A 26,620-nucleotide genomic window follows, 5' to 3' on the forward strand; every position below is an offset into this window, starting at 1 on the left:
ATGGTAGCAGACTTTTGACCTGATCGCTTGCTATCAGATGTCCGGCCTGTTTGCGCGGACAAAGTCCGCTGGCCGAGATGGTGTTCGCTACGCACGCTCCAAGCACATAGGCGACATTGATGATGCCAGTGTAATCTACGTGAAGCTCGCGCGTATCGACCGATCGGTCCTTCCATCTACTGCGTCCTGCAAGTTCGTGGGCTATCCGCTGAGCAACCTCGCTCGCGGCGCCGATTTCAGATCAGATAGGCATGTTGGCTACCGGCCGGTTGTACACTCCGCCCGATATCATCAAGCGCCAAGCGATGCGGGCGAACTTGTTAGCCAATGCCACCGCGACCAACTTCGGCGGCTTTCGCTCCAGCAGCGAAGCGAGCCAGGGTGTGGGCTTGTGACGACCCTTTCGGATGTGCCTCAGCAGCGCGGTCGCACCGACGATTAACGTCGATCGGAGCGCCGAATCTCCGGCCTTTGTGATGCCGCCATGTCTTTGCCGGCCTCCAGTTGAATGATCCTTGGGCGTCAGTCCGAGCCAAGCCGCAAAGTCACGGCCCGATCTGAACGTCTCTGGCGGAGGCGCCTTCATGCTTAGCATGGAAGACCCAATCGGACCGACGCCGGGAATTGTCGCAATACGCCTGCTCACGTCATCCTCGCGGTGCCACTTCATCAGCTTGGCCTCAATCTTTGCCAGGCGAGCTTGGACCGCGGCATACTCTTCGGCCTGAAGGCGAAAGAGGTCTCGTGCCATTTCCGGCAAGCTGTCATCCTCGAGCACCCGCTTGATGAGTGCCGTGACGTTCTGCCGACCGGCGGGACCGACGATGCCAAACTCAGCTGCATAGCTCCTGAAAGCATTGGAGAGCTGCGACTTCACGCCGACCAGGCGTTCCCGCACGGTCATCAACATGCAGGCCGCCTGCCGTTCCTTTGACTTCACCGGTACAAACCGCATGCTCGGCCGGGTGACCGCCTCGCACAATGCCTCGGCGTCGGCCGCGTCGTTCTTACCGCGCTTCACGTAAGCCTTCACGTACTGAGGTGGGATCAGCTTCACCTCGTGACCGAACGACTGCAGCAGGCGCGCCCAATGATGTGAGCTGCCGCAAGACTCGATGGCGACGAGAACCGGTGGAAGCCGCTCGAAGTAGCGGATCATCTCGGCTCGCCGGAACTGGCGGCGGACAACCACCACCTCGTTCTCGTCGACACCGTGAAGCTGGAAAACCGACTTAGAAGTATCCATGCCGATGCGAACAGGAAGATTCATCAGACTTTCCTCTCATCTAGCTGTGACGCTGAGAGCGCCATAGAACCGTGGGGATGAGAAGCCGTCCACACCAGCACATTGGTTAGGTTTCGGTCCGAGGGTGGCGCGGCTGCCGCGCCAATTGTAGCAGAGTCGCGGAAGGACGCCGGCCTGCCTTGGCGCATTTGCGGCAGCGCAGCCGGCTGGCGAGATCGTGCACGAAGGTGGTCGGCGGATGCTTCATCGCCGCGAGGTCAACGTCGCTCGGCGTCTTGCAGCGCGCGCACTGGATCTCCAGCCAAGGGAAGCCACCAGTCACCGCTTGGTCGATGGTCGGGGACGGATCAATCGGTTCTCCGTCTGACCACATGCGTTCGTTCCAACTCTCGCATAGCAGCTTGTCGGCCTGCTGGATGAGCGCTTCCCCCTTGGCTCGCGTCTCCGCCGATCGGGTAGCCAGGATGTTCGCCATTGCCCGCGCCTTGCCGAGTTCCTTCGCCAGAGCTTTTCGGTCGCCGCCCGACAGGGGCGTAGGGTGATACTTCGGGGCCATCCGGACATCCGGGCGCAAAGAGATCAGGATCGGCAATCCAGAGCGGGCTACGGCGTCTCGAACGCCGGCCAGCACCCGTCTTCTTCATGCCTGCCGGTGCGCTGCTGGCAGGTGTCGTCGAGCAGTCGCTGCGCCACGTCCTTCCACACCGCGTCGGCACCATATAATCGGACGGCATCGGCGGTCTGGATTTCAACGGTTCGCTCGCAACGGCGACAAGAGATGCGGAGTACGTGACGCTGAATTTCTGAAAGGCGTCTCAGCCGCAGCTGGCCGGGAGTCGCGCCTGCGCGAGGGTCTTTGAGAACCGATTCCCAGTATCCGGCCGGGAGGGGCGCATCTGTACCCGTAGCAGATGCGGCCGTCCGGCGGACGGCTTCGGCGGCTAGTTTGTCCATCTGTTTTGGGGTCGGCATGCGCCAGCTCGCGGGTCGATCGGTCATTCCGAATTAGAACATAACCAGAACAAAAGTCGAGTCCTCGAGAGCTTGCACTGAGAAAAAAATCATCCTGTGGGAGAGCCTGCGATGTCGGAACCAAGGCGGGTGGATCGTCTTGAATCCGGCATCAGTAGATGGAGTTCCCCGCGATGGCCCCCCGCGCCAACTGGAAAGGGTTCCTGCGTCTTTCCCTCGTCACCTGTCCGGTTGCGCTCTATCCGGCCACGTCGGAATCGGAAAAGGTCTCATTCAACCAGCTCAACCGAAAGACCGGCCACCGCATCAAATATGCCAAGGTGGACGCCGATACCGGGGAGGAGGTCGACAACGAGGACATCGTCAAGGGCTATAAGGTCGACACCGACACCTTTATCGAGGTGACCAAGGAGGAGCTCGAAAACGTCGCGCTGGAATCGACGCGGACCATCGAGATCGACGAATTCGTCGACCGCAGCGAGATTGATCCGAGGTATCTGATCCGTCCGTACTACCTGGTGCCGGATGGAAAGGTGGGTCACGACGCCTTCGCCGTTATCCGCGAAACTATCCGCGAGATGAACAAGGTCGCCATCGGTCGCGTCGTTCTGACGAACCGCGAGCACATCATCGCGCTCGATCCGTTGAATAAGGGGTTGATGGGTACGCTGCTGCGATACCCCTACGAAGTCCGGTCCGAAAAGGAGTATTTCGACGAGATTCAGGATGTCAAAGTGACCAAGGACATGCTCGATCTCGCCAGGCACATCGTCTATCAAAGGGCAGGCCATTTCGAGCCGGACAAGTTCGAAGACCAGTACGAAACCGCCCTCATCGATCTCATCAACCAGAAGCGCGCTGGCAAACCCATCACCGCGAAAGCACGTCCTCGAGGTGAGAACGTCGTCGACCTGATGGACGCGCTGCGCAAGAGCATCGGAAGAGAGGGGGCGGCCGCGACAGAGGCGCCAAAGAAACCAGGCAAAAAGCCGCGCAAGGCGGCTGTTGGACAAAAGGAAATGCTGATGCCGATCGCAGGCAAGAAGCCGGCGAAAGATGCCGCGGCGAAGAAGCCGGCAGCCAAACCGCAGCGGAAGTCGGCTTAGGTGCCGTGAAGCATCCGGTGACGCCAGACGGCCACTACTTCGTCATCCGCGGCAGGCTCTGGCGGATGGCAAATCCCAATCTCGACGAGGTGACGCGAGACCATCTCGTCGGCAGATTAATGGCGGCCCGACGGGCGGTGCGCGACGCCGGGAAGGCCGCCGACCGCGAGGCCCAAGCAACGGCGCATAGGGCCGTGGACGAGGTTAAGCAGGCGCCCGGCGAGCGAGATCCCGTATGGTAGGACGACGGCTCGCCGGATCTCAACCGTCGCATGGCGAAGAACACGCTCTATGCCAACTGGTATGCGAAACTGACTCGCTCCGACCATGGAGGACTGTGAGTTGCCAAAAGCCGCAATCTTCGATTTGGACGGCACGCTTCTCGACTCGGTGGATCTCCATGCGCTGGCATGGCAGGAAGCTTTGCTCAAGTTTGGCCACGAGGTCAGCTTTGAACAGGTTCGAGGCCAGATCGGTAAAGGCGGAGACAAGCTCATTCCCGTCTTTCTGTCCGTCGACGAACAACGGGATCACGGCAAGGAACTGGAGCAGTGGCGTGGCAAGCGTTTCAAATCGGAATATCTGCCGCTTGTGCGTCCCTTCTCGGCGGTCCCGAGCCTGCTGCGACGCGTTCGCGACGCTGGAGTTCGGATCGCGATTGCTTCCTCGGCCAAGAAAGATGAAGTCGATAAGTATCTCGACATCGCTCACGTCGTCGATCTCGTGGACCTCACAACTTCTTCCGACGACGTGGATGAACAAAACCGGCTCCCGACATCTTCAATGTCGTTCTCAAGAAGCTCAAGATCGATGGCGCCCACGCTGTCGCGATCGGTGACACGCCGTACGATGCGGAAGCGGCTGGCAAGGCGGGAGTTCGCACGATCGGCGTGCTCTGCGGAGGCTTTACGGAAGACGGATTGAGGAAAGCCGGGTGCGTTAAGGTGTATCCGGGGGCCGCTGCGCTACTGGCCTGTTTCGAACGATCCTTGCTGTGCAATTAGCCAGTCGTCGCGCCGCAGTGCTCCTCGCCTGCTCAGCTCTCGATTGCTCTGCAAAATAGGAGCGATATGGCAGCGGCAAAAAAACTACCAGGAGATCGACCTTGAGCGCGGGCATCCTCGCCTACCGCAAGGGCGCTCGCGGGCTCGAGGTTCTGCTCGTTCATCCCGGCGGTCCGTTCTGGCGTAAGAAGGATGATGGCGCCTGGTCCATCCCAAAGGGCGAAATCGATGCCAATGATGCCCCGGAGAACGTCGCGCGGCGCGAGTGTGCCGAAGAACTCGGCCCGAGCGCTTCGATTGGTCCACTCCAGCCGCTGGGGGAAGTCCGACAGCGAGGAGGGAAGCGCATCATGGCATTCGCCGGCGAGGGCCATTTTGACCCAGCAGCGCTGACCAGCAATACCTTCGATATCGAATGGCCACCCCGAAGCGGTCGACGGCAGAGTTTTCCCGAAGTCGACCGCGCGGAATGGTTTGATATCGAGCTCGCGCGGACCAAGATGCTGTCCGCTCAGGCAGAGTTTCTCGATCGTCTTTTGGCAATCGCGGTTGAGAGCGCCGGGAAATAATGTTCAGGATTGGAATCATTTCGGACACGCACGGCCTGTTGAGACCCGAGGCGGAACGAGGCCTGACGGGCGTCGATCACATCATTCATGCTGGCGACATCGGGCGTCCCGAGATCGTCGACGCGCTTCGCCGGATCGCGCCCGTCACGGCCATTCGTGGAAACGTGGACAGTGGCGAGTGGGCTCGCGACTACCCCGACACGAACCTTGTGCGCCTGGCGGGAAAGTCGATCTACGTTCTGCACGACTTGAAGACGCTGAAGACCGACCCCGGGGCCGGCATCGACGTCATCGTCTCCGGGCATTCCCACGTGTCGAAGATCGACATGGTCGGTGGCGTTCTCTATCTGAATCCCGGCAGCGCGGGACCCCGGCGTTTCAAGCTGCCGATCACGTTTGCGACGCTCGAACTCACGCCTGACGGCATGCGACCGGAAATCCACGACCTTGGAGGCGACTGAGTGCCACCGCGAAGGGAATTCACACCGGAGGAGGCGAGTGCGTCAATCCTTGTTGCCGGCTTTCGCCGAACGGAAGCTCTACTTGCGCGGACGTTCTCGCTCGCGCACGACCTCCTTCGCCCGCTTGTCGGACCTGAGCCCAAGGTAGACGGGCTGGCGCAGTTCGCCCTTACTCGTCCACTCCGCAAATTTGACCTCGGCAACCAATGAGGGCTTGACCCAGGTCGTGGCAGCCTCGTCCTTCACTTTGACAGGGAAGGGTGATTTAGGAGTCGTTAGCTTCACGAGCTTGGCATGGAGGTCTTCCAGGACCTTGTGGCTGAAGCCAGTGCCGACATGTCCGATATAGCGCCATGTGTCGTCTTCCCGCACGCGAGGACCAGGGCGCCGAAGAACGGCCTGGTGCGCTTGGGCGCTGTGAAGCCCGCGATCACCACTTCCTGCCGCTTGGCTGTCTTGATCTTCAGCCAGTCCGCCGTCCGGCTTCCGGACGCATACGCGCTGTCGGCGCGTTTCGCCATGACGCCTTCCAGACCCTTCCGCTCGGCCTCGGCGAAAAATTTCGTGCCGTTCGCTTTGCGGTGTCGGCTGAAGGCAATCAGCCTGTCGCGCGGCAGGATCGCCTTCAGCCGCTTCTTGCGTTCGACAAGAGGCTGTTTGCGCAAGTCAACTGCGTTCTGAAACATGAGATCAAAGGCGCAATACAGGAGCTTCGCTTCATGGCGCAGCGCGTTTTGCAGCAGCTGGAAATGCGAGACGCCGTCCTTTCCGATCGCGACGAGCTCGCCGTCGATCACGGCGTCGCCCTTCACGCCCTCCAGCGCTTTGGCGACCTCGATCTAGCTGCGGCTGATGATCTTGCCGTTACGGCTGTAGAGTGCAACCTTGCCCTGCCGGATTTCCGCGATCATCCGGAAGCCATCGTACTTATTCTCGAAAGCCCAGCCGGGGTCGTCGAATGGCGCGTCGGTGAGCGTCGCCAGCATCGGCTGTAAACGCTTGGGCAAGGTCGACGTCCGGCTCATTCAAGGGCCAATCCTTCAGAGCGTGTAGCGTAATGCACGGACGGCACCTTATCGCTCGAGGTGGCAGGCCCGGCGAAAAGCGCCTTGACGCCGATAGGCCGCCGGCCTTTTACGCTGAAACGCCACTGAAGAACTCCACGCTACAGCCGATTCAAATTGGCACAGTTGGAATCGTTCCGGAACCTGCGAATCCTTGTCGCGTTTGCTTCGATGTCACAACAGGAAGCACCGATGGCGGTAGCGAAGAAGTGCAAGACGTCGCGCGGACGAAAACAGGACCGGGCGCGGGTGGCCGGTGGACAAGACTACGAGGTGCGGTACGAGGCGAAGAAGACAGGAAAGTCGGCGCAAGCGGTGAAAAGGCCGTCAAGAAGGTCGGCAACACGCGCAAGCGCGTGGAGAAACGGCTAGGCCGCTGAGTCGGAGACGGGCTGGCGTCCGAGGATGGCGGCGATCCTTCTAATCGGAGGGGCATTCAGGGCAGGTATCACCGATCGAGTCCAGCACGTCGCGAACCGCGGCCTCCGCTGTCTGACGGGATACGCCTTCCGGCAGGTCTCGACGGGCGATGTCGAAGGACCGCTCGCGGGCATGCGGATCGGCGCGGTCCTGCATCCAGCCGTGCTCCTCGCACTCGCGGATGGCGCCGGCTTCCTTCAGAACGTTGATCGCCCAACCGCGCAGGGTGCGGATCGGAGGCCGTCTCTGCTTTGTCATCAGCATTGAAAGGTTCTCCCACGCTGAGACGAATCGTTTAGTCCCGCGGACGTTCCCCATCGCTAACACACGACTGGGATTCCGGATCGTGGGATCTCGTGGTTTTTCGAAGGCCGAATTTTCCAGCCGGCCAGCTGGCAGGGCGGGCGAGAACAAACTGAAGAAACCGTTTTCCGATACTTTAGACGCCTTATCCGTTTTGCGCGTGCGTCTGTCGCCGCACCGGGCTCTCGTGAACCGCACAGCATCTCGGCGATGCGGCTCCGATCCCTCGCGCACGAGCAGGTCTCGCTCTTCGCGGGGACAGAAACGAAAAACCGGACCTTTATGCAGCAGCCACCTGCACAAAGGTCCGGCCTTATCTTAGCGTGCCGCGATACCGAACGGCTGCAAAGGACGCTTCATATCCTTTGGGAGGTCTCGCTTTTCATCCGGGTTGCGACCCGGAGGCGGCAATAAATCAGTAGCCGATACGACTACTTCTTTTTCTTTGAAGTCTTCTTTGCCACCTTCTTGGTGGCTGCCTTCGCGGTCTTCTTTGCCTTCTTGGCTTTCTTGGCCATGTCGTCCTCTGTAAGAATTTGCTCTCAGTGAACATGCCCACGCCGTGCATCGACATGCGCACCGGTGAGACGCTATCACAAAAGCAAAACTGATACTAACGAGACGTGATCCGCATTGAGTCGCTCGCCGGAGGCACTCGCCCTCGGGCCCGCCGTCATTGCATGCCGGCGTCGCTATCACAGCTCGGGTGCACCGGTCTCACGACTGCACTCGGTCCCAGGTCCCGCCGCTACGCGTCGGCGCTATGCTGACCCTCCTGCGGGTGCCTCTTTCGCCGCGTCCGCGAGTGGTCTTCGCTTTCGCTCCGCCCACAGGCCTCTCTTCCATAATTGTGAGACTCCTGTGAAAATTCCGGGCGGTTCTCGTCTCATTGCCTGCATCACGTTCGCTCAGGTTTTGGCGCGTGCGGCCAGGGCCGCACCGGGCTCTCGTGAACCGAGCCGCGCAGCGTCTCGGTAGGGTAGGCGCGGGACACCTCGAAGAGGATATCCCTACGCCTCCCCCCAAACCGTGCGGGCACTTTTCAATGCACACGGCTTTCCGTACGCGCATGCTCTCGACCGGAGACGGCCGCACGGCATGACGGGCACAGGACAATGGTCTTGCGCCGCCAACCGGACCGTTTCCAGACCGTCAGCGATCCGCTTCGCAGGTCACCTAGGCGGCGGAGATGATGCATCTCGAATGGTCCTGTCGTATCGCCGCACGCTTCGCATTTGCGAGCGTTAAGTCGATCGATCAGATCATTTGGGCTTTTGACCCACCACGCACCTGCCGTGACGTTGTCGATAGTCGGACTTGTCCAGTAGGCTCGGGTGAGATGCTTCAGTCTCCACAGCTTGATGCTGCGAAGCTTACCACGGACCACGGAGCTAACCTCGTAGTCCGTGCCTTTCCACAGCCGCGCCATGGTTTTTGCTCTCGTCGTCCGATGTCGCATCGCAAGCGTATTCACAAGACTGCGGAACACGACAAGCTCCAGCAATCCCAAGGCGCTCTTGATGTCGTCGGCAAACGAATGGTAGTTCGCAAACCCACGGAACTCTGAGTTATAGGCGAGGACGGTTGCAACGTCGCTGGTTACCAGGAACTGCTCGCGCGGACTGCCGGTCTTCTTGGCGAGATCGCCATAGCCGTGTTGCTTGCAGAACTTGGTGACTTCCTTGCGCGGCACCCGCAGGCTGACATTGCCGGTGGTCGGCCGACGCATCACACGCCATGTCCGTCCAGCCGGTCCTTTGCGGCTGGATTTTCGTCCAGCCCCGTAGGATGTGTATGTCGAGACGCGATAGCTCAAGAAGGTCACTCCCTTTGAAGCGGCGTGAACCCCACTTTTCTCGGGCGACACGGCGAGCTTCAAGGTCTCCGTCAGGAATCGTTCGACACAGACCATGATCTCACACGCTTCCCGCTTGCTCCCGATCACGCCGATGAGGAAGTCATCGGCGTAGCGGCAGTAGCGGAGCCTTTTGAAGTTGGGGTCCATCGGATCGACGGAAGGCACTTTCCGCCTCTCCCTATTAATGGCCTTGATCTCCGCGAATGCGGCGTTGATCTCGGCCTGATCCGCGCCTTCGGCACGGAGCCGTTCAATCTTCCGGCGGAGACTGAGGACGCGCCGTTCCAACGCTACGTAGCGCGGGAATGGACGTCGCTCACGGCCTTTGTCGAAGTCCGCCTTCATAATCTGCATGTGCTGATCCAACTCGTGCAGATAGATGTTGGCGAGCAAGGGCGAGACAACGCCGCCCTGCGGCGTGCCACTGTAAGTGCGTCCGTAGACCCAATCTTCCATGTAGCCTGCTTTGAGCATTCCTTCGATCAGACCAATGAACTTGTTGTCATCGATCCGCTTCCTTAGAAGCCCAAGCAGGATGTCATGGTCGATGTTGTCGAAGAACCCACGCACATCCACTTCGACCAGCCACTTGCAGCCCGTCCAACTCTTCTTGATGAGCTTGAGTGCGGTATGACAGGATCGCCCCGGGCGGAACCCATGTGATTCATTGAGGAACACAGGTTCATAGATCGCTTCGAGTAGAATCCTGACCGCCTCCTGAATGAGCCGATCTTCCACCGTGGGGATACCCAGCGGTCGTGTCTTGCCGTTGTCCTTCGGGATATAAACCCGCCGGACCGGCCGGAAGCGATAAGTGCCATCTGCCACGCGCCTGGCGATGTCGGCGAGCTTCTCCAGCGACATGCCGTCGAAGGTCTTGCCATCTACACCGGGCGTCAGGGCTCCCTTGTTGCGGGAGACCTTTTCGTAGGCCCACTCGAAGAGATGCGGACATCTCATCAGGCGGTGAAGGCCATTTACGCGCTTACCCGACCGCGACAAAGTCGGCAGTGATTCAATTCTTCTCTGGATAGTAACGGCCTGCATCAGCAGAACCTTTCCGTCGAAGAATCTCTTCTACGCATACTGCACATGCCGTTATTCGCGGCATCGTCCTTCCCCCGATCGGAGGCGCTTTCGGTCCGGTCGCCCGGCCTTATACGCATGATCGTCTGCCTCACGGCAGCTGTCCCGGCCATTACGCCGGGCATTTGGGTACTATGACGGCTCCGTCGCCATGCAGGTCCTCGAAAGAACCTGTTGTAGGCGATCCCGTAGTTGCGTGTGCGGGGAGTTGCGGCGTGTTTAGGTGTCCCATTCGTCTCCTTGACCCACGGATGGTGGTCGTCCCACGCGGACTGGTGGCAGTTCGCACTGGCCGGTGCGATCCGCCCCGCGTGGCGTAGCGTGTCAGCCGCGTTCGCTACTGCCAGCCCTTTGGCGACTGGAAACTGGGATTCAGGCAATACAGCTTTCACCATGCACACCTTACTCTGTGCTCTCCACCGGGCTGCGGCGCCTGATTTCGAGACGTTTCCCGGCATGCTCTGGTCCCGTTCCCCTTTCGGAGTCTCAGTCGTTTCCGACACCGGTAAGCCGGGCAAGTAAGAGCCATAACCAGCAGGCTCCATTCTTTCGAACACTCCCTTCTTCTCCACGCCTCAACGGCGCACGGCCTTCGGCTTCGATCCCTCGCGCTAGAGCTTTGGTGCTCCTCGCCGGGGGCACTCGGAAAAGGGGCTCGCCTGCGGCGATCGCTATCACTGCCCCGTTCCCGGGTGCCGCTATTGAACCGGTCTCGTCGCTGCACTCGGACCCGCGTGCCCCTTCGGGTCGCTATGCTCACGCTCTCCGGGTGCCATTTTCCGTTGATGCGATGCGCCCCTGGCGCACGCCTGGTCGGGCCTGCGGCCGAAGGAGATGGCGCAAGGGGCCGAGAGTAAGAGTGCAGGCTGGGTTTTTCCGTGACGGGTTACAAGCTGCGAGAGAGGCTCGCGGTGCCCGTCGCGGAGACCCGCGATGTCAAACCCTACTGCGAGCGCGCCGGCCAGGACCGGGCGAACCTCTATAACGAAATCACCGACAAGATCATTGCCGAGCTTGAGGCGGGGCGCGTCCCATGGGTTCAGCCCTGGGGTACGGCCGCGGCGAAGGCGCCGCTGGCCATGCCGAAAAATGCGTCGACCAATCGGCAATACAGTGGCGTTAACATCCTCCTCCTTTGGCAAGCGGCAATCGGACGCGGATTTAGCGGTCAAACTTGGCTGACATTTCGTCAGGCGCTCTCGCTTGGCGGTCACGTTCGCAAGGGAGAGCGCGGCACTACTATTGTCTTCGCCGATCGTTTCGTGCCCGATGACGAAAAGCGACGCGCCGCTGAGGCTGGCGAAGACGCGCAGGCAATTCCATTCCTGAAAAGATTTACCCTTTTCAACGCCGACCAGTGCCAGGAACTGGCAGATGGCATTGCGACCGCTGCGCCCCCGCCGCCGGCTGGCCTCATCGAACCGACGGTCGACGCCCTGATCAAGGCTAGCGGTATTCCATTTCGGATCGGTGGAGATCGCGCATTCTACGCAACAGCCGAAGACTATGTTCAGGTCCCGCCGCCGCAAGCCTATTTCGAACCCATCAACTGGCACCGCACGGCGTTGCATGAACTCGGCCATGCGACCGGACATCCCTCACGCCTCAATCGCGACCAGGGCGGTTCCTACGGTACGAAGAAATATGCCTTCGAAGAACTGGTCGCCGAGTTGAGTGCCGCCTTCAGCTGCGCGTCGCTCGGGATCGTCCCGACCGTTCGCCATGCCGACTACATCGGCTCTTGGCTTGGAGTCCTGCGCGAAGACAATCGGGCAATCGTGCGTGCCGCTTCGCAGGCGAGCAAGGCCACGGACTATTTGCTCGGCTTCGTTCCCGGATCCATTGAGCCCGCGTCGGGGAATTCGGTTGTCGCCGATCACGACGCGGCGTAATGCTTGGCCTCGTGTGGCCGCGCGAGAGTGAGAGAAAGGGAGGCTCTTTGTGACGGGTTGGAAGCCGAGAGAGAGTCTTTCGGCCGCCCGTCGTGGAGAGCCAAAATGACGAAAGCCGTACAAAAGATAAAGCTGTCGCCTTCCCGGGACATTCCCTTCAACAAGCTTGTACTCAGCCAGTCGAACGTTCGCCGGGTTAAGGCCGGTGTCTCGATTGAGCAACTCGCCGAAAGCATCGCGCAGCGTACGCTTCTGCAAAGTCTAAGTGTCCGGGCCGTCGTTGATACAGATGGCAACGAGACCGGCATGTTCGAGGTGCCGGCGGGCGGCAGGCGCTACCGCGCCCTCGAACTGTTGGTCAAACAGAAGCGCATGGCGAAGACCCAGCCTGTGCCGTGCGTGGTCCGCGAGGGAGGCATTGCGGAAGACGATTCGATCGCAGAGAACGATGAGCGCGTCGGCCTGCATCCGCTCGATCAGTTTCGCGCCTTCCGGACGCTCCGCGACCTCGGCATGAGCGAAGAGGACATTGCCGCGCGGCATTTCGTGGCGGTGGCAATCGTCAAGCAGCGCCTGCGCCTCGCTTCGGTCTCGCCGAAGCTGCACGAGGTCTATGCCGACGACGGCATGACGCTGGAGCAGCTCATGGCATTCTCGGTGAGCGGCGATCACGCGCGCCAGGAGCAGGTCTGGGACAATGTCAGCCGGTCCGGCTATCATGAGCCGTACCAGATCCGCCGCATGCTGACCGAGAACACCGTACGTGGGTCAGATCGCCGTGCGCAGTATGTCAGTGTCGACGCCTACGAGCGCGCCGGAGGTCCGGTCCTGCACGATCTGTTCGAGCATGACGACGGTGGCTGGCTCCAGGACGTGGCCCTGCTCGATCGTCTTGTCACTGAGAAGCTCAAGCGGGACGCCGAGGTGATCGCGGCGGAAGGGTGGAAGTGGATCTCGGTGGCAGTCGATTTTCCATTTGGCCACACCAGCGGCTTGCGAGAACTGGAGGGAACTCCGGCCTCGCTCAGCATCGAGGAGCAAGGCACAATCGATGCACTCAATGCCGAGCATGACAGGCTCGAAGCCGAGTATCAGGATGCTGACGAACTCCCCGAGGCGGTCGACCAGCGCCTTGGCGAGATCGAGGCGGCTTTGCTCGCGTTTGAGGAGCGGCCAATGATCTACGATCCGGCCGACATCGCCCGCGCCGGGGTCTTCATCAGCATCGATTCCGAGGGACGGCTCTCGGTGGATCGCGGCTACGTCCGGGCGGAGGACGAACCGACGGTCGTCGAAGCCGACCCCGGACAGGGCAGCACAACTGTTGACGGCGACAATGCCATCGGTCCGGTGCAGCGTACCGCCATCACCGTCGGTGGCGAGCCAACCGAGCCGGCCGAAGAGGATGAGGACGATGCTGCAAGACCGCTGCCGGACCGTCTGATCACCGAGCTGACGGCCTATCGAACGCTGGCGTTGCGCGACGCGCTTGCCGAGCATCCCGCGATCACGTTCCTGGCGGTGCTGCACAGTTTCGTGCTGGCGACCTTCTACAGGTTCGCATCATCCGCCAGTTGCCTCGAGATCGCGGTGCACACGCCGACATTTCCGGGCCAGGCTCCGGGATTGAAGGACAGCGCGCCGGCCAAGGCGATCGATACCAGGCACGAAGCCTGGAAAGCGCGGCTGCCCAACGATGCGAAGGAGCTTTGGGATACACTCACGGCATTGGACGGCAATGCGCAAGCAGCGCTGTTCGCCCATTGCGCGTCGTTCTCGGTTAACGCCCTCTATGAACCCGTGAACCGCTATGCCCAGGGGCGGGTATCGGCCGATGGGCTCGCGCGCAGGCTCGGCCAGGCCGACGTGCTGGCGCGGGCGGTCGGGCTCGACATGGTGCAGGCCGGCTGGAGGCCGACCGTCGACAACTATCTCGGCCGCGTCACCAAGCCACGTATTCTGGAGGCGGTGAGGCAGGCAAAGGGCGAAGCCTCCGCAGAACTGATCGACCATCTGAAGAAGGCCGATATGGCCAGCGAAGCCGAACGCTTTCTCGAGGGCGCGGGATGGCTGCCGGAGCCACTGCGCCTCACTGACGCTATCCAATCGGCAGACCAAGACGCAGACGCGGGCCCGCTTCCCGAGTTCCTCGTCGGCGATGAGGAGGGTCGCGAGACCGCAGACGACGTTCAGCCACACGGCATTGCCGCCGAATGAGTGGCCGGAGTGGCACGGCAATCCGGCCGTGCGCTTCCTTCGAAGTTGCTTCCGAAGCCCGGCATCGTGCCGGGCTTCTCGTTTTGGAATGCGGCTGCGGCGCCCCAAGCCTTGCGCGCGGCGTAGCCGCGTCCTCCCCCGTGCGGTGGCGGCAAGGGGTGAGCAGAGTGAGAGATCGGCCGGGACAGGTTTGAGCCGGTCGGGTCGAGAGAGCGCCCGTCGGCTTGAACCGTTCCCGCTCTCCTCGAAAGCTCAACCCCCATGATCAATCTGTCCTGCTCCGCGACCGCCGCGGCTGCGTCCTCCATCGCCCAAGCCGCGCGGCTTATCCTCTGTGACCTCGAACATGGCCGGCGAATCGACGCAGCAAGTGTTCTGCGTTCCGCCATGGAAAGCGCCTTCGGTGGCTCGGATGCCGCCGGCGCCTGGCATTGGAAGGCCGCCTATGAAGCCTGTGAGGCGGCAACCGTTCTTTTCCTTCGCAAGCATAGCCCCGCCATGCGGACCAAGGCGGGATCGCCGGCAGCGCAGCTCTCGATGCTGGCCAAGGTCGCAGGCCTGCTTCCAACCCATACGCGCAGGTCCGAAGAAAGCGAGGCGCTTCAGCAATTCTCGACGCCGATCCCGCTTGGCTTCGTCGCCTGCACCGCCGCCGGCGTTACCAACACAGACCTCGTGCTGGAGCCCTCGGCGGGCACCGGCCTTCTCGCCATCCTCGCCGAGGTCTCCGGCGGCACACTTGCGCTGAACGAGCTCGCCGAAACGCGCGCCGGGCTGCTCGATCTGTTGTTTCCCAACGTGACCGTCACGCGCTACGACGCGGCGCAGATCGACGATCATCTCGAGGCGGCTGTTGCCCCGAGCGTCGTGCTGATGAATCCGCCATTTTCGGCTCTGTCCAATGTGGATCGGCGGATGGCGGACGCAGCACTGCGCCATCTCTCCTCGGCATTGGCCAGGCTTCGCGACGGCGGCCGCCTCGTGGCGGTGACCGGCGCAAGTCTCGCCCCCGACAATCCAAGCTGGACCGACGCCTTCATTCGTCTCCAGGAGCGCGGCCGCGTGGTATTTTCGGCAGCGATTGCAAGGGCGGTTTTTGCCCAGCATGGGACGGCGATCGATACGCGGCTCACCGTCATCGACAAGCAGCCCGCGCCGGACAGAAGCGTCTTTCCAGCATGTCTGGGCATGGCGCCGGACGCAGCCACGCTGCTGGCATGGGTCCTCGAACATGTGCCGCCGCGGCTTCCGATCACTTCATCTGTTCTCGCTCCGGTCAGTTCGACCGTGCCGGTTCGGCGATCTGCTCCCGCCTTCACGATGCGCCCCTCATCCGGTCAGCGGCTCGACGATCCGGACAGCGTAGCGCTCACCTACCAGACGGTCGACTGGACCCCTCCGGACGGAGCTCATCTGACGGATGCCCTCTATGAGGACTACACCCTGCAATCGATCCGCATTCACGGATCGCAGCCGCATCCGACCAAACTGGTGCAGTCGGCAGCGATGGCCTCGGTTGCTCCGCCGAAGCCGTCATACCGGCCCCATCTCCCGGTCAACCTCGCTACCGACGGCCTGTTGTCGGACGCCCAGCTTGAAAGCGTGGTCTACGCCGGCGAAGCACATTCGGCCTTCCTTGCCGGCGCCTGGACGGTCGATGCGACCTTCGACGGTGTGGCAGCTGCGCGCGACGACGCTTCAGATGCCGTCCGCTTCCGCCGCGGCTGGTTTCTGGGCGACGGCACCGGCGCGGGCAAGGGCCGGCAGGTCGCCGGCATCCTCCTCGATAACTGGCTGAAGGGCCGGCGCCGGGCGGTCTGGATCTCCAAGAGCGACAAGCTGATCGAGGACGCACAGCGCGACTGGTCGGCGCTCGGCATGGAGCGGCTGCTGGTCACGCCGCTCTCACGCTTCCGCCAGGGCACTCCGATCCGGCTGTCGGAGGGCATCCTATTTACCACCTACGCTACGCTGCGCACCGATGAGCGCGGCGAAAAGCTTTCGCGTGTCCGGCAGATCGTCGAATGGTTGGGCTCCGATTTCGACGGAGTGGTTGTTTTCGACGAGAGCCACGCCATGCAGAACGCTGTGGGCGGCAAGGGCGAGCGCGGCGAGCAGGCCGCCTCGCAGCAGGGTCGCGCAGGTCTGCGGCTGCAGCACGCCCTGCCCAATGCACGAGTGGTCTATGTTTCCGCGACCGGCGCCACGACCGTTCACAACCTCGCTTATGCCCAGCGGCTCGGCTTGTGGGGCGGCGAGGACTTTCCGTTCGCCACGCGCGCCGAGTTCGTCGAGGCGATCGAGGCGGGCGGTGTCGCGGCGATGGAGGTGCTGGCACGCGACCTCAAGGCACTCGGTCTGTATGCGGCGCGTTCCCTTTCCTACGAAGGCGTCGAATATGAACTGATCGAGCATGAGCTCACCCCCGAACAGATCCGCATCTATGACGCCTATGCGGCCGCGTTCAGCATCATTCACAACAATCTCAATGCCGCGATGCGAGCGGCCAACATCACCGGCGAGACCGGGACCTTGAACGCCCAGGCGAAGTCGGCGGCCCGGTCGGCCTTCGAATCCGCAAAGCAGCGCTTCTTCGGCCATTTGCTGACGTCGATGAAGACGCCTTCCTTGATCTGCGCCATCGAGCGCGATCTCGGGCAGGGGCATGCCGCGGTCATCCAGATCGTCTCGACCGGCGAAGCGCTGATGGAGCGCCGGCTCGCGGAAATCCCGACCGAGGAATGGGGTGATGTGCAGGTCGACATCACACCGCGCGAATACGTTCTCGACTATCTCGCTCATTCCTTCCCGGTCCAGCTTTACGAGCCTTTCACCGACTCCGAAGGCAACCTCTCCTCCCGGCCTGTGTACCGTGATGGTCAGCCCGTGGAGAGCCGGGATGCGGTTGCGCGTCGCGACCGGCTGATCGAGAAGCTTGCCTCGCTCACGCCCGTGCCCGGCGCGCTCGACCAGATCGTCCAGCGCTTTGGCACCGACAGGGTCGCCGAGGTCACCGGGCGCTCACGCCGGATCATCCGGAAACATGACCGCCTCGTGGTCGAGAACCGCGCCGGTTCGGCAAACCTCGCCGAAACCGCAGCCTTCATGGATGACCTCAAGCGCATCCTCGTCTTCTCGGATGCCGGCGGCACGGGGCGCAGTTACCACGCCGAGCTGTCGGCGCGGAATCGCCGTCTGCGGGTGCACTACTTGCCCGAACCCGGCTGGAAGGCCGATGCAGCAATCCAGGGCCTCGGTCGGACCAACCGGACCAATCAGGCGCAGCCGCCGCTGTTTCGTCCCATTGCGACCGACGTGAAGGCCGAGAAGCGCTTTCTCAGCACGATTGCGCGCCGCCTCGATACGCTCGGCGCCATCACCCGCGGTCAGCGTCAGACCGGGGGGCAGGAGCTGTTTCGGCCCGAGGATAATCTCGAAAGCATCTACGGCCGTGATGCTCTGCGCCAACTCTACCTGCTCCTGGTTCGGGGCAAGGTGGATGGTTGCTCTCTTGAGATGTTCGAGAATGCGACCGGGCTGAAGCTCGTCGACTCCAATGGCATCAGGGATGACCTGCCGCCGATCACGACCTTTCTCAACCGTCTGCTGGCGCTGACCATCGAGCTGCAAAACGTGCTGTTCACCGCCTTCGAGCAGTTGCTGACGGCGCGGATCGAAGGCGCAATCGCGTCCGGAATCTATGATGCGGGCCTCGAGACCCTTCGCGCCGAAAGCTTCGTCGTCACGCATCGGCGCACCATCTACACCCATCCCGCGACCAGTGCCGAGACACGGTTGCTCACGATCATCCAGCGCGAACGCAACCGGCCGCTCACTTTGGATGATGCCCTCGGCCTCCTGCCGGATCGCCGCGCAGTTCTGCTGGTGAACGAACGTTCCGGCCGCGCGGCGGTGCAAGTCCCGGCTCCGAGCCTGATGCTGGACGACGGCGACATCGAGCAGCGCGTCAAATTGGTCCGGCCCATGGAAAGCCACAATGTCCCATCCAAGGCCATGGCCGAAAGTCATTGGATCGAGACAGACCGTGAGCAATTCAGTGCAGCCTGGACAGCTGAGCTCAAAGATGTGCCGGAGTTCACCGAGAGCACGATCCACGTCGTGGCCGGGCTGCTCCTGCCGATCTGGAAACGGCTGCCGAAGGAATCGGCCCGCGTCTACCGCCTCCAGACCGACGCCGGCGAGCGGATCATTGGGCGGAAGGTCTCGTTCGCCTGGGTCGCCGACGCGCTTTTGGGTGAGCGGCCGACACTCGAGCCTGAGGACGTGTTCGCCGCCTTGCGCGAAGGCCGCGCGTTCGTCGAGCTCGCTGAGGGCCTGACACTGCGGCGCGTCCGCGTCATGGGGACGCATCGCATTGAGCTCGCGGACTTCAACGACACCATGCGCGACCTCTTGCGGACCTATGGACTGTTCAGTGAGATCATCTCCTGGAAGCTGCGCATGTTCGTGCCCACCGATGCAAGCGGGGCCGTCGTGCTTGGCAAGGTGCTCGAATGCTACCCGGTCGAGCGCATCTGCGAACGCGAGGCCGCCTGATGCGGCGCGATGCTTCCGACCTGGCATGCCGCCTCGCGCGTGAGGCCGAGGCTGTGTGCCGCCACTCTCTCTCCAACCGCAAGCGCGAGGGACGCGACTGGCTGCTGGGCGATGTCCACAACCGGCCTGGCCGCTCCTTGTTTGTACGGCGGCACTGCTCGCACAAAGGACTGGCCGGCAAGTGGGCCGAACAGGGTGCGCGGCGGATGATGTTGCGCGTTTGCGCTTGGGTGCTGTCTCACAGACGGTTGACAGCTCTTGCGCAACCAACTGCCAGCGCAGTGCGGGAGGTTGCATGATGTCTCGCGACGCATCTCAACTGGCGCGCCGCCTCGCCCGTGATGCCGAGGCGGTCTGCCGCCATTACCTGTCCAATGGACGGCGCCAGGGCCGCTATTGGATCGTCGGCGACGTCCGCAATGCGCCTGGCCGCTCGCTGTTCGTCCGGCTCAGCGGACCGGACTCTGGTCCCGGCGCCGCCGGGCATTGGACCGATGCTGCCTCGGGCGAACATGGCGATCTCCTCGACGTGATCCGCGAGAGCTGCGGTTTCGTCGACTTTCGCGATGTCGTCGGGGAAGCACGACGCTTTCTGAGTCTGCCGCGCGCCGAACCGGGCGGCAGCCCCAAGCATGTGTGCACGCCTGTCCCCGCCGGATCGCCGGAGGCGGCACGGCGGCTGATCGCCATGTCGCAGCCGATCCGCCGCACGCTTGCCGAGACCTACCTGGGCCATCGCGGCATCGAGGCTGTCCACGACGCGGGCGCGCTGCGGTTTCATCCGCGCTGCTACTATCGCCCGGACGACGGTTCGCCGACTGAGACCTGGCCGGCGATGATCGCCGCCGTGACCGATCTTGCCGGTCGCATCACCGGCGCACATCGCACCTGGCTTGCGCCGGACGGCTCTGGCAAGGCGCCGGTCGACACGCCGCGACGGGCCATGGGCGGTCTCCTCGGCCATGCCGTGCGCTTTGGCGCGGCCGACGACGTCCTCGCTGCCGGCGAAGGCATCGAGACGATGCTGTCGCTGCGCTGTGCGCTGCCTGCCATGCCGATGGCGGCCGCGCTCTCGGCCAACCACCTTGCCGCCCTCCTGCTGCCGCCGACGTTGCGTCAGCTCTACATCGCCCGCGACGCCGATGCCGCGGGTGACACGGCGGTCGCGGCATTGACCCAATGCGCCGAAGCAGCGGGCATTGAGGCGCTTGTCCTGTCTCCGCGGACGCGCGACTTCAACGAGGACCTGCATACATTCGGCCTCGGCGCCTTGCGGGCGGCGCTGCGCATCCAACTCGCGCCGCAGAATGTCGCTCGCTTTATGTTGTTCGCCGATGTCGGGACGGCTTGACCGATCTGCGGTGCCGCCGGCTTGAACAGATGATGTCGTGTTGTCGGTTATGTTGCGGACCGCAGTCGAGTTTGGAAGAGCGCTACAGCCGGCCTTGCCCATCTCTGCCGAGATCCGCGGCGCAACCACTCGGCAGCGATCTGAGCGACAGCGACCGTGGCGCTACCGAATTTGGTAGGTCAGCTTTGACCAAAGCAGAACAGTTGATGATCGTAATCGACCTGCGGTTTGTGCTACGCGGCGCCTGACGAAAGGGATATCTGATGGCATGGCTATACATACTTCTGGCGGACATATTCGAGGTCGCTTGGCCTTTCATGTTGAAGCGCTCGGTCGGGCTTCCGAAATGGACAACAGTGTTTTCGGCGGTGGTCTTCGCTCTTCCGATTTTTCTTCTGTTGGGTGAATCTGTAAAGTGCTTGCCCGCTTCGACGGTTTACGCGGGCTTCGCCGGAATTGCGACCGTGGGGACAGCAATTGTGGGCATTGCGTTTTTCGGCGAGAGCGCAAATCCTGCTCGCCTCTGTTCGGTCATGTTGGTTGTTGTCGGTCTGGTCGGCGTCAAGTTGTTTTCGGAATAGTCTGTATTTGCATCGTTCGTAAACGGATCATCAGCCATGGCGAACCGAATGCGGCTGTCATGTGTTATCGAAGCGCGCACATTGCGGGAGTTGATGCGCTATGGAAAAACGCATTCCGGATGACAAGAGTTGAAATGTCGCAGCCCGCAGACATCCCGGAAGAGACCCGCTTCCAGCCGGATCTGCTGGCTTTCGAAGGGTGGATTCAACTCTGATTTGCAACGCTGCTTGCTGAGTTCCTCGAAGAAACTTCGAGGGGCGTTCTCAATCCGAGTCTCTTGCGTGGTCGGTCATAGAGGCGTTGCTCGCTCCATCGCAGGCGCTCTTCGGTGATGGTGCTGAAGTCGGTGTGCCGTGGCAAGTTACTTGCGTGTCCGTCCATTTGCGGTTTGGTTGCTGCCGCGTTGCCAAGCAGAGTATGGATCGGCAATGTAGAGCTCGGCCTGCAGGGCTGTGGCAATGAGCCGCCGTCCTTGCGCCGGCGCAGGGCGGTGTCGCTCATGCTCGCTCCATCCGTCGCATCGGGCGACGGCGTTGCGTCGGATCGGACCGACAGCAGCGCGCTCACGCTGCCACCTCCCGCGCGTTCAGGCCGGCGTACGCTTGCCTCCCCCCGCAGCGTCGTTGCGGTAGCGGCCGGTCGAGGTCTGGTAGTACTGCGCGCGCATGGCCGCCATGGCCTCGATCAACGGTCCCCACGGCGCGGGAAAGCGTTCTTCCGCCATCACCCGCTGCAGCATGCGCGTATGGCCGGCCAGCTCGTCGTTGAGGAACTCCACCACAGGCATAGCCGGATAGCGCTGCAGCAGCAGGATCGCCGCGTTGTCGGCCTCGCCGGCCGACCTGTCCTTGTCGCGTCCATGCAGATCGTTCTGCAGGCGCCCTATCGCGGAGATGAGCCGCAGGACCTGGCGAAACGGCGGACGCGCGCGCAAGATCGCCATGTCCAGCCCCCACAGCAATGACAGGCAACAGAACACGTTCGCGTAGGCGATCGAATCGATGCCGTTGTGCAGGTACTCGGCGTAGGACCAGCGTTCCGCCCCTGCCGCCTGCGCGTGTCCGGCGCGCAGCGCCGCGCAGTAGCGCAGGGTATCGTCGAGAAGCTGAGCATAGTCGCGACGATCGTAGGCGAGCGCGGCCAGCGAGGCGCGCAGCACAGCGCAGCCCTCGAATCCGGGGAGCGCGCACGGCACGCCCTGCGTCAGCGCCTGCTCCACCGCGGCGAGCTGCTCCGGCGCGATCAGGCCAAGGTCGTTGCAATCGTCGAGCCAGAACAGCAGCGCCAGTTCGCGATAGAACGCCACGATCAGCGTTTCGTCCTGCGGATCGCGGCCGGTGCGGGCGCTGGTGTCGCACAGGCTCGGGTGGATGCGCTGCAGGATGTACTGGCCGCCCCTGACCGCTTCCACGGCATGCTCGTCGGCGAACCCGGTCAGGGAACGCCCCCATTCCAGCACCTGCTGCAGCGCGCGTTCGGTCTGGATCATAGCGCCGCTCCTGCTCCCTCGGCCAGGACGCGCCGCCCCCAACGAAGCGCCAGCCACAACCCGGCGAGTTCGGCCACACGCACGACCCGGGTGGGGCAAAACAGTTCCTTACCGATCCACAGCGGCGTCTGCGGCAATGCATGCGCCGCATGGCGGGCGAGCATCCACTCCAGCGCACGCGCCACCGCCTGCGCGATGCGCCGGCGCCCTGTCGGCGCTTCGCTCCCGTCCATCACGTGCAACGCGAACAGCGCATAGGCGGTTTCCTCGAATGTGGACGCGCGACCGGCGCCCCAGCCGCCGTCGTCGCGCTGCGCCTGCAGCAGCGCCGCCAGCGCGCGCTCGTCGCGCCACCGGGGCTTGCCTTGCGCCAGCGCAGCGAACGCATGCGCGGTGGGATACAGCCACGAAACGTGCCATTTTTCGTTGTCCCATAGACCGTGTGGGTTGCGATTGGCCTCGACGTAGCCGCTGGTGCCGGCGGCGGGCTTTCCCAACAGTCGCAACGCATGCAGGGCATGGATGTTGGTCGACACCGAGGCATTGCGCTCGCCGGGGAAGGTGACAAACAGCTCGCCAATTTCGAATTGGCGCAACGCATCGACCGCCGGGTCGCGGCCTGCAAGGCGCAGGACGCACAACGCAATTGCGGTGTCGTCCGCATCGGCCGCGAAGTGCAAGGCCGGGCCCAGACCGCGCACGCCCAGGCGGGCGTCGAGCTGCGCGACGATCACGCGCACCGCCTCGGCGAGCGCGGGATGCGCGAACAGCCCGGCCAGATGCAGGGTGTACAGCGACCAGCATGGCTCGAACACATTGATCGGCCAGACGTTGGGAACGACACCTTCGATGCCGCTGCGCGTCGCCCGCGATGCCGCCTGCAGATATGCGTCGGCGCGCCCGACCTGCGGCGTGCTCCCCTGTGTCACGGCGTGCGCTCGCCACGCGGCGGTGGCCGCCGGACTGATGCCGATGCTGCCGTCATCATCCGGGCATGCGGTGGTCGGCGACGTCCCCCAGGCTTCCCAGGAGTGCAGCAACGGATGGCCGCTCGGCAACGTCGCCACGGCCCCCAGCTCGGCCCCCAGCTTGACCAGGCGCGCGTGCCGCAACGGCAACAGCGCCGGGTGGCGCGGAAACGCCACGCCGCCCGGCAGGGATGCGGCCTCGCCGCAAAATTGCGGCAGGATCAGCTCGGCGCCGATGGGCGCGTCGTCCGGCACTGCATGCGCGTAGGGATCGGGGTGGCGCTGGAGGAACCGGGTTGCAGCCTGGACTGCGTCGGCTGCGCCGGGAAGAGAATCAACACGCTGCAATGCCAGCAACGCCGCCCACGTGGGCGCATGGCGGAACAGCGGGAAGTCCGCGCTTCCCCATCCGCCATCGGCCTGTTGCTGCGCTATGAGCCACGCGTATGCGTCCTGCCGACCGGTGACGTTGCCGCGGAACTGCAGAGCTCGCGCCGTGTCGTAGACGGATGGACCGACGCTGCCGCCATCGCTCATCTCGCTCAGCAGGTGGCGCAATTCGGAAAGGATCTGTTCGGACAGCGCGTTCACGCGGAGTGTTCCTTCTGCAGACGGTTGACGAGAGCCAGGATCGGGCAGACGCGGCGCACGTCGCCGCAGGCCCGTCGCATGTTCGGCGCAGAGACGACGCGCCAGCGCCTGTTCGACCCGCTTTGCGCCGTCCTCATCGAGATCTCCGGCAGCAGCCTGCTGGATGCGCCGCGCGCCTGCGCGCGCAATCCGCCGAGCGCGGAAACGCCAGTTCGGTCGTCGTGTAGCGTCGAACCGGTCAGCATGTTGTTCATGTCCTCGTACCTGACAGGAGACGGCCACGGCGAGCGGCGAGCCGCCGCGGTGTTGCCGGCGTCGCACCGAGCGCGCGCGCCGACTGCAGCAATGCCGCGCGTCGCCGGTGCCGCTGCTTCGCCACACGGGGCGTGCGATGTCGGCTCATGAGAATCCGATGCGGATTGTCATGGACGGATGTGCGGTCGGGTAATAGCGCTGGCCCTTTTCGACGCGGCTCAGCAACCGCGGCCGTACCCCGGCCTTGTGCATGGTCAGCGCCAAGGCGATGCAGAACTGCACCAGTTCCAGCCATACCAGGTGGTAGCCGATGCAGACGTGTGGGCCGGTACCGAACTGTAGCATGTCCACCGGCCGGATCGGCTCCGTGCGTTGTAGCCACCGCGCCAGGCGGAACTGATCAGGCGCCTCGTGCAGCTGCGCCGAGGTCGAGAAATGCAGCAGCGGGATGCACAGATCGGTGCCCGCGGGAATGCGCCGTTGGCCGAGTTGCAAGTCCTGCAGCGCGCGACGCGGCAGGACCGTGGTCGCCGGATGCACGCGCAGCGTCTCGCGAAACAGCGCCTCGGCGACCGGACACTGCGCCAGGTCCGCGTGCCGGGTCGGCACCGCGCCCACACGTTGCGCCTCCTCGACCAGGGCGTCCCACAGCATAGGCTGCCGCGCCAGCTCGATCACCATCCAGGCCATCGTCGAGGCGGTGGTGTCGTGACCGCCAAGCAGCAGCAAGCGGATATTGGCGACCAGGACGTCATCGGAGAGCGCATCGTCGCTGCGATCGAAGGCGCTCACCATGTCGTTGATCAACCCGGTGCGCGCGGCATGCGCGCGCGCGTCGCGCACGTACTGGCGCAACTGCCTGTCGATCCAGTCGCGGGCGGCGCGGCCGCGCCGCAAGGGCAGTCCGGGCAGGTCGACCGGGGGCGCGACGATCAACTGCAGCAGTTGCCGGTACTTGCGATGCCATCCCGGCAGGTCCTGCGCGGGGATTCCCATGAGGCTGAAGATGAGCTTGAGCATCAGGTCGCCGGTTTCGCGCAGGATGGTGACGTCGCCGCGGTCGCGCCACGCCTGCACCCGCGCCCGGATGACGGGCGCGAACAGATCGCCGATGCCGGCCTGGGTCAGCCCCTTGGGCAGGAACGCCGCCTTGATCGCATCGCGCGCCTGCCGGTGCGCGCCGCCGTCCTGGGTGACCAACGTCCCGCTAAACAATTCGGGCGCGATGTCTTCGATCAGCGCCGAGGACACGTCCTTGTGCCGGAGCAGTGCGAACGCATCCGGATCCACGCAGGTCATCAGGTGTCCGGCAGGGCCGAAATTCAGCCAGAAGTGGCTGCCCAGCGTCCGCTCCGCGCGCCGCAGCAGGCGCGGCAGGTCGCAGACGATGGCGGGAAGATGCCCGACCAGGGGGAAAGCGCCGGGCACGACCGGGATGTCGCACCGCAGCCGGTGCCGACGGTCCAGCGGGTTGAGCAGCATGTCCATCAGCAGCGCGCCGCCGCGGCGGCTTCCGCGGTGTCGCCGGCAGGCCGCGCGGCGGGGCTGTTGCCGCCGTCGGCGTATGTTGGCACATGCGCCAGCATGCCGCCGTCGATGCACACCACCTGGCCGGTGATGAACGCAGCATCGTCGGAGAGCAGGAACGTCACCAGCGCGGCCACGTCCTCGGGGCGGCCGACGCGCGGCAGGAGCTGGTGACGGCGCAGATGCCGTTGCATGCGCTCGTCCAGCTTGGCGAGGAGACGCTCGGTCATGATGAGACCCGGCGCAACCGCGTTGCAGCGGATCTGCGCATGACCGTACTGGGTGGCGAGCGAGGCCGACAGCATGTTCATCGCCGCCTTCGACGCGGCGTAGGACGTCTGCGCGGTGTCACCGCTGAGCCCCTGGCACGACGACATGTTGACGATCGCGCCACCGCCGCGGGCGATCATCCGTGGGATGGCCTGCCGGCAGCAGAGCAGCGTGCCGCGCAGATTGGTCGCCATGGTCTGATCCCAGACTGTCAGGTCCAGGTCGAGGATCGCGCGGTCGCGCGGGGTCAGATGCATGGCGCTCGCGTTGTTCACCAGCAGGTCGACCCCGCCGAAGTGCCGCTCCGCCGTCTCGAACAGCGTTGCCACCGCCTGCGCATCGGCGATGTCCATGGCCAGGGCCAGCGCGTGGCCCGCTTCGGCCGCGATCTGCGCGGTGCAGGCGTTGGCCGCCGAGCCATCAATGTCGGCCACCACCACTCTGCCGTCCTCGCGCGCGATGGCGAGGGCGCATGCCTTGCCGATGCCGGCGCCGGCGCCGGTCACCACGGCCACCTTGCCTTCAAACCGTCCCATCGTGTCCTCCTGGATTGCGTTGGTCTTTCGCGGCGTGCCGCTCGGCCTCCGCCGGAGAAGGCGCAGGGTCGGCGATGGCGCGCTCGTCATCGCCAGCGTCGTTTTCGATGACCCGAATGGCGGCGACCGGGCACTGGCTGGCCGCGAGTCGCACGGCGGCGAGCAGCGCCCGCGGGACCGTCGCCACGCACACTTCGGCCACGCCGTCCGGCTCGCGCTGGCGAAAGGTGCCCGGCAGCGTCAGCACGCACTGCCCGGTGGTTCCGCACAGATCCTGGTCGACCACGACGTGCATC

General features: G+C 63.6%; 19 protein-coding genes and 5 pseudogenes. 11 read left to right on the forward strand and 13 right to left on the reverse strand.

Going from position 1 to position 26,620, the window contains the following annotated elements; translation table 11 throughout:
• Positions 1 to 241: 241 nt before the first annotated feature.
• From ACLFLU_RS07290 to ACLFLU_RS07300, 3 genes are all read right to left on the reverse strand, one after another.
• Positions 242 to 1,270, reverse strand: coding sequence for an IS110 family transposase (locus tag ACLFLU_RS07290; protein WP_426411626.1), 1,029 nt, complete (start codon positions 1,268 to 1,270; stop codon positions 242 to 244).
• Between the two features lie 82 nt (positions 1,271 to 1,352).
• On the reverse strand, positions 1,353 to 1,802 hold the full coding sequence (locus ACLFLU_RS07295) for a hypothetical protein (protein WP_426411627.1): 450 nt from the start codon (positions 1,800 to 1,802) through the stop codon (positions 1,353 to 1,355).
• 47 nt (positions 1,803 to 1,849) lie between these two features.
• A complete protein-coding gene (locus ACLFLU_RS07300; protein WP_426411628.1) occupies positions 1,850 to 2,245 on the reverse strand; it encodes a hypothetical protein in 396 nt (131 codons plus the stop codon).
• A 146-nt stretch (positions 2,246 to 2,391) separates the two neighbouring features.
• Between ACLFLU_RS07300 and ACLFLU_RS07305 the strand changes: the two genes are divergently transcribed.
• The 5 genes and pseudogenes from ACLFLU_RS07305 to ACLFLU_RS07325 all read left to right on the forward strand — a co-directional run bounded on the left by ACLFLU_RS07305 (position 2,392) and on the right by ACLFLU_RS07325 (position 5,358).
• Entirely contained in the window at positions 2,392 to 3,324 is a 933-nt protein-coding gene (locus ACLFLU_RS07305; protein ID WP_426411629.1) for a Ku protein, read from the forward strand.
• 5 nt (positions 3,325 to 3,329) lie between these two features.
• Positions 3,330 to 3,566, forward strand: coding sequence for a hypothetical protein (locus ACLFLU_RS07310; protein WP_426411630.1), 237 nt, complete (start codon positions 3,330 to 3,332; stop codon positions 3,564 to 3,566).
• 85 nt (positions 3,567 to 3,651) lie between these two features.
• Positions 3,652 to 4,328 (forward strand): annotated as a pseudogene (locus tag ACLFLU_RS07315) (HAD family hydrolase).
• A gap of 101 nt (positions 4,329 to 4,429) precedes the next feature.
• Positions 4,430 to 4,897 (forward strand): NUDIX domain-containing protein, encoded by a 468-nt coding sequence (locus tag ACLFLU_RS07320; protein ID WP_426411631.1) that lies wholly within the window; start codon positions 4,430 to 4,432, stop codon positions 4,895 to 4,897.
• On the forward strand, positions 4,894 to 5,358 hold the full coding sequence (locus ACLFLU_RS07325) for a metallophosphoesterase family protein (protein WP_426413918.1): 465 nt from the start codon (positions 4,894 to 4,896) through the stop codon (positions 5,356 to 5,358). Before ACLFLU_RS07320 ends, ACLFLU_RS07325 begins: the two co-directional genes overlap by 4 nt.
• 78 nt (positions 5,359 to 5,436) lie before the next feature.
• On the opposite strand, the pseudogene ligD reads toward ACLFLU_RS07325, so the two are convergent.
• Positions 5,437 to 6,383 (reverse strand): annotated as a pseudogene (gene ligD / locus ACLFLU_RS07330) (non-homologous end-joining DNA ligase).
• A 231-nt stretch (positions 6,384 to 6,614) separates the two neighbouring features.
• Between ligD and ACLFLU_RS07335 the strand changes: the two are divergent.
• Positions 6,615 to 6,802: pseudogene (locus ACLFLU_RS07335) on the forward strand (DUF3606 domain-containing protein).
• A gap of 40 nt (positions 6,803 to 6,842) precedes the next feature.
• Here ACLFLU_RS07335 and ACLFLU_RS07340 read toward each other — a convergent pair.
• Positions 6,843 to 7,106: a hypothetical protein gene (locus tag ACLFLU_RS07340; RefSeq protein ID WP_426411632.1), complete on the reverse strand. Its 264-nt coding sequence runs from the start codon at positions 7,104 to 7,106 to the stop codon at positions 6,843 to 6,845.
• Between the two features lie 1,081 nt (positions 7,107 to 8,187).
• Positions 8,188 to 10,050 carry a reverse transcriptase domain-containing protein gene (locus ACLFLU_RS07345; RefSeq protein ID WP_426411633.1) on the reverse strand — a complete coding sequence of 621 codons (1,863 nt, stop codon included), beginning with the start codon at positions 10,048 to 10,050 and terminating at the stop codon, positions 8,188 to 8,190.
• A 950-nt stretch (positions 10,051 to 11,000) separates the two neighbouring features.
• Here ACLFLU_RS07345 and ACLFLU_RS07350 point away from each other — a divergent pair.
• From ACLFLU_RS07350 to ACLFLU_RS07370, 5 genes are all read left to right on the forward strand, one after another.
• Positions 11,001 to 11,981, forward strand: coding sequence for an ArdC family protein (locus ACLFLU_RS07350; protein ID WP_426413919.1), 981 nt, complete (start codon positions 11,001 to 11,003; stop codon positions 11,979 to 11,981).
• 105 nt (positions 11,982 to 12,086) lie between these two features.
• Entirely contained in the window at positions 12,087 to 14,198 is a 2,112-nt protein-coding gene (locus ACLFLU_RS07355; protein WP_426411634.1) for a ParB/RepB/Spo0J family partition protein, read from the forward strand.
• A 261-nt stretch (positions 14,199 to 14,459) separates the two neighbouring features.
• On the forward strand, positions 14,460 to 18,755 hold the full coding sequence (locus ACLFLU_RS07360) for a strawberry notch-like NTP hydrolase domain-containing protein (protein ID WP_426411635.1): 4,296 nt from the start codon (positions 14,460 to 14,462) through the stop codon (positions 18,753 to 18,755).
• Between the two features lie 298 nt (positions 18,756 to 19,053).
• On the forward strand, positions 19,054 to 20,106 hold the full coding sequence (locus ACLFLU_RS07365; RefSeq protein ID WP_426413920.1) for a DUF7146 domain-containing protein: 1,053 nt from the start codon (positions 19,054 to 19,056) through the stop codon (positions 20,104 to 20,106).
• Positions 20,107 to 20,369: 263 nt separating this feature from the next.
• Positions 20,370 to 20,687 carry a DMT family transporter gene (locus tag ACLFLU_RS07370; protein WP_426411636.1) on the forward strand — a complete coding sequence of 106 codons (318 nt, stop codon included), beginning with the start codon at positions 20,370 to 20,372 and terminating at the stop codon, positions 20,685 to 20,687.
• 205 nt (positions 20,688 to 20,892) lie between these two features.
• Here ACLFLU_RS07370 and ACLFLU_RS07375 read toward each other — a convergent pair.
• The 7 genes and pseudogenes from ACLFLU_RS07375 to ACLFLU_RS07405 all read right to left on the reverse strand — a co-directional run.
• A pseudogene (locus ACLFLU_RS07375) lies at positions 20,893 to 21,154 on the reverse strand (IS30 family transposase); the annotation flags it as partial.
• A gap of 120 nt (positions 21,155 to 21,274) precedes the next feature.
• Entirely contained in the window at positions 21,275 to 22,177 is a 903-nt protein-coding gene (locus ACLFLU_RS07380) for a terpene synthase family protein (RefSeq protein ID WP_426411637.1), read from the reverse strand.
• Positions 22,174 to 23,736, reverse strand: coding sequence for a hypothetical protein (locus tag ACLFLU_RS07385; protein ID WP_426413921.1), 1,563 nt, complete (start codon positions 23,734 to 23,736; stop codon positions 22,174 to 22,176). The genes ACLFLU_RS07380 and ACLFLU_RS07385 overlap by 4 nt, the downstream gene beginning before the upstream one ends.
• Before the next feature lie 81 nt (positions 23,737 to 23,817).
• Positions 23,818 to 23,981, reverse strand: a pseudogene (locus ACLFLU_RS07390) (polyprenyl synthetase family protein); the annotation flags it as partial.
• 154 nt (positions 23,982 to 24,135) lie between these two features.
• Positions 24,136 to 25,479, reverse strand: a complete 1,344-nt coding sequence (locus ACLFLU_RS07395; protein WP_426411638.1) for a cytochrome P450 — start codon at positions 25,477 to 25,479, stop codon at positions 24,136 to 24,138.
• The gene (locus ACLFLU_RS07400) at positions 25,479 to 26,324 is read right to left on the reverse strand and encodes an SDR family oxidoreductase (protein WP_426411639.1); all 846 of its coding nucleotides are present in this window, start codon (positions 26,322 to 26,324) and stop codon (positions 25,479 to 25,481) included. Before ACLFLU_RS07400 ends, ACLFLU_RS07395 begins: the two co-directional genes overlap by 1 nt.
• The gene (locus tag ACLFLU_RS07405) at positions 26,311 to 26,619 is read right to left on the reverse strand and encodes a ferredoxin (RefSeq protein WP_270163345.1); all 309 of its coding nucleotides are present in this window, start codon (positions 26,617 to 26,619) and stop codon (positions 26,311 to 26,313) included. Before ACLFLU_RS07405 ends, ACLFLU_RS07400 begins: the two co-directional genes overlap by 14 nt.
• Position 26,620 lies beyond the last annotated feature (1 nt).

This window comes from Bradyrhizobium ganzhouense (assembly GCF_049949285.1).
Classification (GTDB): domain Bacteria; phylum Pseudomonadota; class Alphaproteobacteria; order Rhizobiales; family Xanthobacteraceae; genus Bradyrhizobium; species Bradyrhizobium ganzhouense.